Origin of the sequence: Aquibium oceanicum (assembly GCF_001889605.1) — a bacterium.
GTDB lineage: Bacteria > Pseudomonadota > Alphaproteobacteria > Rhizobiales > Rhizobiaceae > Aquibium > Aquibium oceanicum.
The window spans coordinates 56,774-68,477 of the sequence record NZ_CP018171.1 but is presented as its reverse complement, the minus strand read 5'-3'; the positions used below and the strand labels follow the sequence as shown (position 1 = coordinate 68,477).

The 11,704-nt window shown below is 65.8% G+C and carries 10 protein-coding genes; 3 read left to right on the top strand and 7 right to left on the bottom strand.

Features of this window, described 5'->3' with window-relative positions; all coding sequences use genetic code 11:
- Positions 1-79 precede the first annotated feature (79 nt).
- Positions 80-1,546, top strand: coding sequence for a M48 family metalloprotease (locus BSQ44_RS00320; protein ID WP_072601408.1), 1,467 nt, complete (start codon positions 80-82; stop codon positions 1,544-1,546).
- Positions 1,547-1,576: 30 nt separating this feature from the next.
- Here BSQ44_RS00320 and BSQ44_RS00315 read toward each other — a convergent pair whose 3' ends face one another.
- Positions 1,577-2,443: an RNA polymerase factor sigma-32 gene (locus BSQ44_RS00315; protein ID WP_072601407.1), complete on the bottom strand. Its 867-nt coding sequence runs from the start codon at positions 2,441-2,443 to the stop codon at positions 1,577-1,579.
- A gap of 158 nt (positions 2,444-2,601) precedes the next feature.
- Between BSQ44_RS00315 and BSQ44_RS00310 the strand changes: the two genes are divergently transcribed.
- Positions 2,602-4,392: an acyl-CoA dehydrogenase gene (locus tag BSQ44_RS00310; protein WP_072601406.1), complete on the top strand. Its 1,791-nt coding sequence runs from the start codon at positions 2,602-2,604 to the stop codon at positions 4,390-4,392.
- Positions 4,393-4,419: 27 nt separating this feature from the next.
- Here BSQ44_RS00310 and BSQ44_RS00305 read toward each other — a convergent pair whose 3' ends face one another.
- Positions 4,420-4,803 (bottom strand): DUF423 domain-containing protein, encoded by a 384-nt coding sequence (locus tag BSQ44_RS00305; protein WP_235633315.1) that lies wholly within the window; start codon positions 4,801-4,803, stop codon positions 4,420-4,422.
- A 96-nt stretch (positions 4,804-4,899) separates the two neighbouring features.
- On the opposite strand from BSQ44_RS00305, the gene clpS reads away from it, so the two are divergent.
- On the top strand, positions 4,900-5,205 hold the full coding sequence (clpS, locus tag BSQ44_RS00300; RefSeq protein WP_072601405.1) for an ATP-dependent Clp protease adapter ClpS: 306 nt from the start codon (positions 4,900-4,902) through the stop codon (positions 5,203-5,205).
- 99 nt (positions 5,206-5,304) lie between these two features.
- Here clpS and BSQ44_RS00295 read toward each other — a convergent pair whose 3' ends face one another.
- From BSQ44_RS00295 to BSQ44_RS00275, 5 genes are all read right to left on the bottom strand, one after another.
- On the bottom strand, positions 5,305-5,886 hold the full coding sequence (locus tag BSQ44_RS00295; RefSeq protein ID WP_072601404.1) for a CarD family transcriptional regulator: 582 nt from the start codon (positions 5,884-5,886) through the stop codon (positions 5,305-5,307).
- Positions 5,887-6,247: 361 nt separating this feature from the next.
- Positions 6,248-6,586, bottom strand: a complete 339-nt coding sequence (gene fdxA, locus BSQ44_RS00290; RefSeq protein WP_072601403.1) for a ferredoxin FdxA — start codon at positions 6,584-6,586, stop codon at positions 6,248-6,250.
- A gap of 146 nt (positions 6,587-6,732) precedes the next feature.
- Positions 6,733-7,122, bottom strand: coding sequence for an RNA-binding S4 domain-containing protein (locus BSQ44_RS00285; RefSeq protein WP_072601402.1), 390 nt, complete (start codon positions 7,120-7,122; stop codon positions 6,733-6,735).
- 6 nt (positions 7,123-7,128) lie between these two features.
- Positions 7,129-10,659: a helicase-related protein gene (locus BSQ44_RS00280; RefSeq protein WP_072601401.1), complete on the bottom strand. Its 3,531-nt coding sequence runs from the start codon at positions 10,657-10,659 to the stop codon at positions 7,129-7,131.
- A gap of 311 nt (positions 10,660-10,970) precedes the next feature.
- Entirely contained in the window at positions 10,971-11,612 is a 642-nt protein-coding gene (locus tag BSQ44_RS00275; protein WP_072601400.1) for a LysE family translocator, read from the bottom strand.
- Positions 11,613-11,704 lie beyond the last annotated feature (92 nt).

Here is an 11,704-nt window from a genome sequence, read left to right as displayed (position 1 = left end):
CGAGCGGCGGGGCCGGAAAGGAAAAGTCCTGAACGAGGCAACAGCGCAGGACCGAAAGAGTGCGGGCGGGGCGGTTTCTATCCGGAAGCTGCCGCGGGCCCTGCTTGTTGCCCTCGCGGCGGTGTTCGTCTCCTCCTGCACGACCCTGGATCCGGGCATCAGCGAACAGGCATTCGTGCCCTCGGCGAACCCTGTCACGGTCGATTCGGTCACCCGCAACGACCGGATGGTGGAACTGGCGCGCGCCCAGCATCCGCGCATTCTCGCCACCTACGGCGGGGAATATTCCGACCCGAAGCTCGAGCGGATGGTCGCCAAGGTGGTCGGCAGCCTCACCGTCGCTGCGGGATATCCCGACCAGACCTACCAGATCACGATCCTGAACTCGCCGAACGTGAACGCCTTCGCGCTGCCGGGCGGGTTTCTGTACGTCACGCGCGGCCTTCTGGCGCTCGCCAATGATTCAGCCGAACTCGCCGCCGTCATCGCGCACGAGATGGGGCACGTCACGGCGAATCACGGCGTCCAGCGGCAGCAGAAGGAAGCCGAGGAGCAACTCGCCTCTCGCGTGGTCAGCGACGTGCTCAGCGAGAGCCAGATCGCCCGTGCCGCGGTGGTTCGCGGCAAGCTGCGGCTGGCGCAGTTCTCGCGCAATCAGGAACTCGAAGCCGATGCGGTGGGCATCAAGACCATCGGCAATGCCGGCTACGATCCCTTCTCCGCGGCGCGTTTCCTTCAGTCCATGGCGTCCTACGCGGATTTCAGGAGCGTCAGCGGCGCCACGGATGCGAGCCTCGATTTTCTGGCTTCGCACCCGAACGCTCCTCAGCGCATCGAGCTTGCCCAGCGGCATGCCCGCCAATTCGGCGCGCCGGGCGTGGGTACGCGCGACCGCGATTCTTTCCTGGAGGGCGTGGACGGCATGCTGTTCGGCGACACGCCGGAGGAGGGATACGTGCGCGGCCGCGCCTTCCTGCATCCGACGCTCGGCGTGACCTTCACCGTGCCCGAAGGCTTCGTGATCGACAATTCCGCGAGCGCGGTCACGGCGGCGGGTCCGGGCGACGTCGCCATACGCTTCGATGGCGTGGCGCTCGACCGCAACATCACGCTCGAAAACTACCTGCGCAGCGGATGGGTGGCCGGTCTCGATGCAGGCTCGGTCAGAACGACGTCGGTCAACGGACAGGAGGCCGCGGTCGCCCTGGCGCGTGCCGACGGATGGCAGTTCCACATCGCGGTGGTCCGCGCCGGAGGACAGGTCTACAGGCTGCTGACGGCCGCCCCGGCACAGGCCAATACGTTGCAGCCGGCGGCTCAATCGGTTCTTGCAAGTTTCAAGGTGCTGAGCGAAGCGGAGAAGCGGAGCCTGAAGCCGCTGCGCGTGCGGGTGGTCACCGTGAAGCCGGGCGAAACACTCGGCATGCTGGCAGCGCGCATGAAGGGCGTGGGACGTGCCTTCGACCTGTTCCGGCTGCTCAACGCGTTGCCGCCCGGCGGAACGGTTTCGGCCGGCGACAGGGTGAAGATCATCACCGACGAGTAGGCGCTGTCGATCTCTGAGAGATCTCGGATATCAGGCGGTCGCGGAGCCGAGTTCCGGATTGTTCTTCAGGAGCGCCGACCGGAGTTTCTCGAGCGCCCGGTTCTCGATCTGGCGTACGCGTTCCTTGGAGATGCCGAGCTTCGCACCCAGCGACTCCAGCGTGGCGCCCTCGTCGCGCAGCCGGCGTTCGCGGATAATCCGCAGTTCTCGGTCGTTCAGAACGCCGAGCGCGCGGTTCAGCCACATGGTACGTCGTTCGTCATCGATCGAGGCGCTCACCACTTCGTCGGGCGTCGGATCCTCCGAAACGAGAAAATCCATGCGCTCGGAGGTGGATTCGCCGCCATCGGCCACCGGGGCATTGAGCGAGGAGTCCGGACCCGAAAGCCGCGAATCCATCAGCGCGACATCGGCCACCGACACGCCGATCGCATCGGCGATCTCCTGGTAGACCGCAGCACCCTTCAGCGGCTCGGTGCCCTGTGCCAGCCGCGCGCGAAGGCGGCGGAGATTGAAGAACAGCGCCTTCTGGGCGGAACTCGTCCCGCCGCGCACGATCGACCAATTTCGCAGGATGTGGTCCTGCATTGATGCGCGGATCCACCAGGTCGCGTAGGTCGAGAACCGCACGTCGCGTTCGGGCTCGAAGCGTGCGGCGGCTTCCAGAAGGCCGACATGGCCTTCTTGCACGAGATCGCTCATTGGAAGGCCGAAGTAACGGAATTTTCCCGCCATGGAGATGACAAGACGCATATGCGCCATAGTTATCCGGTGGAGCGCTTCCTGGTCGCGGTCGTCGCGCCAGCGGACTGCAAGGTCGTGTTCTTCAACGCGGTCGAGATACGGCGCCTTCCTGGCTGCGCTGATCATCGAGCTTCCGGCTGGTTCGGCGTTCATGGCCCGCTCCTGAACTTGCTACGGCTTGCACCACCCATTACGTTCCGCGCGGCATCCCGGATCAACCTCGCTGCCATTCAGCTGCGCTCCAGATGCGGCCCGAAGCGCGAACACGGCTACGGTTTAGCTTCAAACTCCAGGAACCGGGGAACGTTCCAATGATTTCAATCGATCGCGCCGATCTGTCGTTCCAGCTTCACGACGTTATCGGGACGGAGCGGCTGCGATTCATGCCGCGCTACGCCGACTACGACCGCGAGACCATCGACGGCGTGCTCGACACGGCCGAGCGGATCGCCATCGAGCACTTCCTCCCGCATGCCGCGCTGCTCGATCGCAACGAGCCGAAATTCGTCGACGGGGAGGTGGAGATGGATCCGGCAGTGGGCGCGGCACTCGCCGTCTACCGCGAGGCGGGCTTCTTTGGCGCGGGGTTCGACCATGAATGGGGCGGAGCGCAGATGCCGGAATCGGTGAGGGTTGCGACCGCCTTCATGTTCTCGGCCGCAAACGTTTCGACCTCCGGCTATCCGTTCCTCACCATCGGCGCGGCCAATCTCATCGCCACCTTCGGCACGGACGAACAGAAGCAGCGCTTCCTGAGGCCCATGATCGAGGGCCGCTTCTTCGGCACCATGTGCCTGTCCGAGCCGCAGGCGGGGTCCTCGCTCTCCGACATCACGACGCGTGCCGAGCCGGCCGAGGACGGGACCTACCGCCTGTTCGGCAGGAAGATGTGGATATCGGGCGGCGATCAGGAGATCTCCGAGAACATCGTCCACCTGGTGCTGGCCAAGATCCCCGGCGGCCCGGCCGGCGTGAAGGGCATATCGTTGTTCATCGTGCCCAAGCACGAGGTTCTGGAGGGGGGAGGGATCGGCGAGCGCAACGGCGTGACGCTTGCCGGCCTGAACCACAAGATGGGCTACCGCGGCACCACCAACACACTCCTGCATCTGGGTGAAGACAGTCCCTGTGTCGGCTACCTCCTGGGCGAGCCGCACAAGGGCCTGTCCTACATGTTCCAGATGATGAACGAGGCGCGCATCGGTGTGGGTCTCGGCGCGACGGCGCTGGGCGCGGCCGGCTACCAGGCATCGCTCGCCTATGCCCGGGAGCGGCCGCAGGGGCGCCAGCCGGACGGGAAGGATCCTTCGAGCGCGCAGGTGCCGATCATCGAACATGCCGACATCCGCCGGCTGCTCCTGGCGCAGAAGGCCGCCGTCGAGGGCTCGCTCGCGCTGGGGCTCTATTGCGCCGATCTCGTCGACACGCTGCGCGTCGAAACCGACGAGACCGCGCGGCGCGAGAACGAGCTCCTGCTCGATCTCCTGACGCCGGTCGCCAAATCGTGGCCTTCGGAGTTCTGCCTCGAAGCCAACAAGCACGCGATCCAGATCCTCGGCGGCTACGGCTACACGCGCGATTTTCCGCTGGAGCGCATCTACCGGGACAACCGGCTGAACCCGATCCACGAGGGAACGCATGGCATCCAGGGGCTCGACCTGCTCGGCCGCAAGGTGGGACAGGCCAACGGTGCCGGCGTCAAGGCACTGGCCGGGCGCATCATGGCCGACGTCTCGCAGGCGCACGGTTTCGAGGCGCTGTCCCTGCACGCCGAGGCGCTGGCGAACCATCTGGCGGAGACGGTCGCCACGACGCGCAAGCTGGCGGTTGCCGCCTCGGAGAACCCACGGCTCGGACTCGCGAACGCGACGATCTACCTCGATATGTTCGGGCACGTCGTCATCGCGTGGATGTGGCTGCGGCAGGCGTTGGTCGCCTCACGCAAGCTCGAGGCGGGCGCGGCCGACACGGCGTTCCTGAACGGCAAGCTTGCCGCCTGCCGCTACTTCTTCGCCTACGAACTTCCCAGGACGAAGGCGCAGCGCGAACTGCTCAACAGTCTGGATGACACGACGCTTTCCATGCGGCCGGACTGGTTCTGACGCTCGTCCGGCGGCAGCCGCGCGGATCTACGGGAGGTTCCGTTCCGCTCGGGTTGCCATCAGACCGCCTACCCCCACGACGAGCCAGCCGGCGATCATGAGCATGCCGCCCGATGGCGCTGCCATGGGGAAGAGCCGGGTGCCGGCGAAATCGCGCATCAGGAGATTGCCCGCGAAAAAGACGAGGCCCGCGAGCACGATCAGCGCGCCGATTCGCAAGACGGCGTTCCACGGCAGGAGCCCGACCGCGACGAGGAGCGCCGCGTGCGCAAGGAGGAAGGATGCGGCCGTGCCGGTGTTGGCGCCGCCTGCATGGGCTGCGGCGGCGGACAGGCCGACGCCCGCTGCCCCGGCGAGACCGCCCGAAAAGATCAGCACGCGTTGCAGGACCATCGAACCACCTTCCGTCATTTGTGATCTTCCATTTCGGTTTGCTCATGGACGCCGGCCGAGCGCGCATGGCATAAGCGGTCCATTCTTCTTCCGCCGTCCGCCCAAGGGCCTGCGATGAACGACGTCGACACCAAATCGCGAACCAAGGTCAAGCCGAAGATCGAACGGCCGCGCCTGCACAAGGTGATCCTGTTCAACGACGACTTCACGCCGCGCGAATTCGTCGTGATGGTGCTCAAGGCCGAATTCGGGATGAATGCCGACCAGGCGCAGCAGGTGATGATCACCGCGCACCGGCGCGGCGCCTGCGTGGTGGCCGTCTTTACCAAGGACGTCGCCGAAACCAAGGCGACCCGAGCGACGGATGCGGGGCGCAAGATGGGTTTCCCGCTGCTCTTCGGGACCGAGCCGGAAGAGTAGCTTACGCCGGGCTACCCAGCGATTAGCATTGCCCGCAAGAAAAAGACCCGGCCTGTTTCCAGACCGGGTCCAGTCGAGGCTTATTGCCCCGATCGATTCTTAGGCGGCCACTTCCTGCTCGGCTTCCGGCTCGCCCTCGTTGTCGGCCTTCACACCGCGGCGCGGGCCCTTGTTGAGGTTGACCTCGATCAGGCGGACGGCTTCCGTCTCCGACATGCGGTTGACCGCCGCGATCTCGCGGGCCATCCGGTCGAGCGCGGCTTCATAGAGCTGGCGCTCCGAATAGGACTGCTCCGGCTGGTTGTCGGCACGATAGAGATCACGTACGACCTCCGAAATCGAGATCAGGTCGCCTGAATTGATCTTGGCATCGTATTCTTGGGCGCGGCGCGACCACATGGTGCGCTTCACGCGGGCGCGGCCCTGCACGACCTTGAGCGCTCGGTCGACGTAGTCTGTCTCCGAAAGCTTGCGCATGCCGATGGAAGCGGCCTTGGCGACCGGGACCTTCAGGCGCATCTTGTCCTTCTGGAAGTCGATCACGAACAGTTCCAGCTTGTGACCCGCAACTTCCTGCTCCTCGATCGCGACGATCTGCCCGACACCGTGCGCCGGATAGACGATGTACTCCGCGGTCTTGAAGCCGTTGCGAGCTGCTGTCTTTTTCTGCTGGGTTGCCATACGCCCTGAACTCCTTTTATCGGCAGCGGCTCTTTGCGGCCGCAATCATGCTGCGGCGGAATGCCGCGCGATCCCAAGCAAGCGCGATAAGACAGTTTCCGGTGAGGATGGGAAAGGCCACGTCAGACGCAAGTTCTCGCCGCCTGAGCCAAGTTGCCTTGGGCCGGAAACCGTTGACACCTTTCGAAGATTAGGGTGTTTGCGCCGCAAACAGACGTGTTATCACCTGCATGACGAGGATGTGTACCACAAATATGTGCAAGAATCAACAACTTGCTGCATGCGCGAAGCCCCGTCCGCGCGCCTGAGCGGGCCTTCCGGCAGATTCATGACATGGTGAACACAACGTCAACGCGCGGCGTCAGTCCCCTTCGCCCGCTTCCGCCGAGAAGTACTTCTCGAACTTCCCCTCGACGCCGTCGAACTCCTTGGCGTCGGCCGGCGGCTCCTTCTTGGCCGTGATGTTCGGCCACTTGTCGGCGTACTCGGTGTTGACCTGAAGCCACTTCTCCAGACCGGGCTCGGTGTCCGGCTTAATCGCGTCGGCGGGGCATTCCGGTTCGCACACGCCGCAGTCGATGCACTCGTCGGGATGGATGACGAGCATGTTTTCGCCTTCGTAGAAGCAATCGACCGGACACACCTCGATGCAGTCCATGTACTTGCACTTGATGCAGTTGTCGGTGACGACATAGGTCATGCGGAGGGTCCCGAGAGCGGTTTTCGGCGGAATTTCCGGTGAGGTAACCCCTTTGCATAGACCGCGCAAGGGGCGGTTTGCCGCGCGAGCGGCCGCCGGAGGAATGGTTTTCCAGCCCCGGCCGAGGACGGCCAGGGGCGCGCCTCTCAGTCCATCTCGCGCCAGCGGTCGGTCTGCCGGCGTTCCTTCTTCGTGGGGCGGCCCGCACCTGCCTCCCGCTCCGCGGCGGGGGCGGGCTCGATCGGCGCTTTGTCCGAGCGCGGGGTCGGCGGCGCCAGATCCTCATAGAGCGTGCGGGCCTCTTCCGCCGGTCCCCTGCGGGTGCCGGTATCGAGCACGCGCCAGACGAGCACGCGGCGTTCGAGCGAGATGGTCAACCCGTCACCGACTTTAACCGGAAAGGCGGGCTGCGCGATCTTCTCTCGGTTGACGCGGACCGCGCCGGACTGCACCAGCTTGGCGGCCAGCGAACGCGACTTCACGACACGCGCAAAAAACAGCCACTTGTCGATGCGCTGGCGCTCCCGCCCGGCCATCCGAGGCTATTTCTTCAGCTTGTCCCGCAAGGCGGCGAGCTTCGCGAACGGCGAGTCCGGGTCGATCTTGGCGGGCCGCTCCTCGCGCGGCTTCTGCTGGAAGACAGGGCGGCGTTCGCCTTTCTCGCCGTTGCGGCCGTCAGGCTTTCCCCTGCCCTGCTTGTCCTTGAAGCGGCGCTCGAAACGGCCCTTGCCGCCCTCGCCCTCGGGCTTTTGCCGATCCGGCTGGCCGTCGCGCCTCTGCCGCTCCGGTTGGGCCTCGCGGTCGTTGCGCCGGTTGCGCCCGCGATTGTCGTTGCGGTTTCGCTGCCGGTCGCCGAAGCGGCCGGGACGCCAAAGGATGATCGGCTTTTCCTCTTCAACCTCCTCCGTGGGCGCCTCGACGGCGGAAGCGGAGGCTGCCACGGGGTCGCCGGCCGGTTCGCTCGCGACGCCCGCGACTGGCGCGGCGGCATCGGGGGCGGGCGCCCAAGTGGCGGCTTCGAGGGGGGCGGTTTCGGAGGTGGCCGGCTGGTCGGGTTCCGCTGCCTGAGCGGCGACGGCTTCCGGCGGTTCGGCGGAAAGCACGGGAGAAGCGGGAGCAGCCGTCTCGTCAGTCGCCGGAGCATTCTCCTGCGCCGGGAAGGCCTCGTCGGCCTGGGCGTCGGCTGCCGCGTCTCCGAGCGACTGCGGTTCGCCCTCGTCATGTTCGCCAAGCGCGGCGGCTGCCGTTTCGCTCAGGCTGCCTTCACCCGAAGGCGACTCGCTCGATGCATCGGCGTCCGATGTCGACTCCGCGGCGGCCTCGCCGAGGTTCTGCGGTTCGCCTTCGCCGGAGGTTCCGAGCGCTGCCGCCGCGGCTTCGGCCGCGGCGTCCATGCCGTCGCTTTTCGGGCTGGTACTGTCCGGTGTCTCCGTGGTAGCGGCCTGGGCGGCCTCACCAAGGTTCTGCGGCTGGCCCTCAGCGTTTTCGCCAAGTGCTGCCGTCGCTGCATCGGCAAGCGCCTGCGCGGCATCGGCTTCCTTCTTCGCCGCTTCGTCGGCCGCCGCCTTGCGGGCGGCTTCGTCAAGCGATTCCAGTCGTGATTTCACGTCCGCCGCCGGCTTCGGCTCGCCGCGATAACCGAGGCCCTTCAGGATCTCTTCCATGTCCTCGGCGGTGGCGCCAAGAATCGACATCATCGGCGGGGTGACGATGAAAGCGGCGCCGTCATAGGCGCCTTCCGGACGCTTACCCGTGCCCGGACGCCAGGACAGCGCCGGACGGATGAGATCGGCGAGACGCTCCAGGATATCCACCCGCACGGCGCGGCGGCCGAGCAGCCGGTAGCCGGCCAGCCGGTAGAACTCCTTCTCATAGGTCGCGTCGACCACAAGCGAAGTGCGGCCGGTCGCCAGCGCGTTGACCACGTCGCCGAAGCCCGGCTTGTCCTTGCCCTCGTTGGCGAGCGCCCACAGAAGGGTGACGAGGCCCGCCGGTCCCGGCTTCAGGAGCAACGGGATGAAGATGTGGTAGGCGCCGAAGCGGACGCCGAGCCGGCGCAGCGCGGCGCGTGCTTCCTGGTCGAGCCCCTTGATCTCGTCGGCGATGTCGCGCCGATTGATGATGCCGAGGTTCTCCACCAGGCGGAAGGCGACGCCGCGCGCCATGCCCGAGAGCTGCTCGGCGTTCCTGAGATCCAGGAGCGGCTTCAGCAGGCTCTCGATCTGGTAGTTGGCGTAGCGCTCGATGCGGGCGACGACCTTGTCCCGAGAGGGACCGGTCAGCTGCTCGTCGGCGAAGAGCACGACCCGCGGCTTCAAAACGTCGTCGCCTGCGACGAGGGTCGCGATCGGCGCGCCGATCCAGCGCAGGATGCCGTCGGAGCCGAGCGCGAAGTCGCCGTTGCCGGCGGCCGCGAAGCGTTCGGCGCGGTTTTCGAATTCGGTCGCCAGCGCCTTCTGCGCGGCCGCGCGGACCGCCTTGGCATCCTCGCCGCCCGCCGACTGGTCGGCGGTGAAGCGGAACCCCTGCAATTCCCCGACGTGGTGGCCTTCGACGAGGACCTCTCCGGCGGGATTGATTTCAGCCTCAAGCATCGTGTTTTCTCTCAGGCGCCTCATGAGCACGGATGTCCTGCGGTCAACGAACCGTTTCGTCAACCGTTCATGCAGGGCATCGGAAAGTCTGTCCTCGATCTCACGCGTTTTTTCCTGCCAGTGTGCCGGATCGGCAAGCCAGCCGGGGCGGTGGGACACGAAGGTCCAGGTGCGGATCTGCGCGATGCGCTGCGACAGGGTGTCGATGTCGCCATCGGTCGTGTCAGCTCGGCGCACCTGCTCGGCCATGTAGGTCTCGTCGACATGACCGCGGCGTGCGAGGTCGGAAAAGATCGATGCAATCAGGTCGGCGTGCTGGGCGGGCGCGATGCGGCGATAGTCCGGCAGCGCGCAGGCTTCCCACAAGAGCGCTACCCGTTGGGGATGGTCGGCAAGCGCGCGGATGTCGTCATCGCGCGTGACGTGATCCAGCGCCTGCGCGTCGACGGCCGGCAGGGCCTTGGTGAGACCCTCCACCGGCGCGGGCGTCTCGACGGAGCGCTTGAGCGCATCGAGACTGGAAAAATCGAACTGCGCCGTGCGCCACTGCAGTACGCGCACCGGGTCGAAATCGTGGCCCTCGATCTTTTCGACCAGCTCGTCGTCGAAGGGATCGACCTGACCGGTGACCCCGAAGGTACCGTCGCGCATGTGGCGCCCGGCGCGGCCGGCGATCTGGCCGAGTTCGGCGGCGGAGAGCTGCCGGTACTGGAAACCGTCGAACTTGCGGTTCTGGGCGAAGCCGACATGATCGACGTCGAGGTTCAGCCCCATGCCGATCGCGTCGGTGGCGACGAGAAAGTCGACGTCGCCTGACTGGTAGATCTCGACCTGCGCGTTGCGGGTGCGCGGCGACAAGGCGCCAAGCACGACGGCCGCGCCGCCCCGCTGGCGGCGGATCAGTTCGGCGATGCCGTAGACCTCATCGGCCGAGAAGGCGACGATGGCCGAACGACGCGGCAGTCGGGTGATCTTCTTCGATCCCGCATAGGCGAGATGCGACATGCGCGGCCGGGTGACGACGGAAACGCCCTTGAGCAGCTTCTGCAGGATGCCGGCCATGGTGGCGGCGCCGAGCAACAGCGTCTCGTCCCGCCCTCGCAGATGGAGGATGCGGTCGGTGAAGACGTGGCCGCGCTCGAGGTCGCCGGCCAGTTGCACCTCGTCGATGGCCACGAAGGCGGCGCTGGTCTCGCGCGGCATGGCCTCTACGGTGCAGACGGAGTAGCGCGCGCCGGGCGGCTGGATCTTCTCCTCGCCGGTGATCAGCGCGACGTTGGCGGTTCCCACCCTCTCGGCGACGCGGCCGTAGACCTCGCGGGCGAGAAGCCGCAGCGGCAGCCCGATGACGCCGGACGAATGCGCCACCATGCGCTCGATGGCGAGATGGGTCTTGCCGGTGTTGGTGGGGCCGAGCACGGCGGTCACGTCGCGTCCGGAAAGGATCAGCGGCGCACTGTTTGTCGTGTGAACATTCATCGAACTGGAAAGACGGCCCTTCGCGCCAAAGCCCCGAAACAACGCCCGTGGGTGGGTATCCGGCCTGCCAGGCCGGCGCGGCATGGAACCGAAGACATAAGGTCTCCCTTGCGCGAACACAATCGCAAACTGTCGTCGCGACGCCCGGACTCGCAAGGCGTGAACGAGTCCCGAACGAAACGGCTACGAATCGCTGACTCTCGCCGATTCACGCTTTGTTCGTCACCATATATGGTGTCGGCCCGGTGGGTGCCGCCCCAAATGCTGAATCTTTTGAGTCACTTGGGTCCAGGCGCGGGAGGCTGCGGCTTTCAGCGCGCCTGGGCTGTCAAGATCTTTATCGCAAAGGCGGAAAAAACGCCGGCGAAGAGCCAGTCGATCACCCGCGTGACCCGCGGGCTCTTCTTCAGGAGCCCGGCGAAGCCATCGGCTGCCAGGACCATCGGGATCGTGACCGGAAGCGACAGGGGGATGAAGCTCAGCCCGAGGAAGAAAAGCTTTCCCGCCGCATGCGGGTCGTCCACCGAGACGAACTGCGGCAGGAAGGTCATGAAGAACAGGATGATCTTGGGATTGAGCAGATTGATGCCGACCCCGGTGGCCCAGTTCCGCCACGGCGATCGCGCCTTCCTCGTCCGGGTGTCTGGCGAGAACGCCGAGCCCTTGGTGACCGCCTGCCACGCGAGCCAGACCAGATAGCCCGCACCGACGATCTTCAGGAGGAGGAACGCCTGTGGCGAGGCGACGATCAGTGCCGACAGACCGAGCGCCACCATGGTCGTATGGATGACGCAGCCGGTCATGGCGCCGAACATGCATGCAAGGCCAGCCGCACGCCCCTCCGACAGCGCTCGCCCCACGAACAGTGTCATGTCGGGACCCGGGGTGATGGCGATGATGAAAGTGGCGATTGCGAACTGGAGGATCACCGCAGGTTCGGGAACGAAGGTCATGTCCTCTTTCCGTAGTTTAGCGTGTTCGTATGTATTGCATTTTGCTGCGATGCAAACAAATCGGCAAGGAAATACTGCAGGTGCGAATAGAG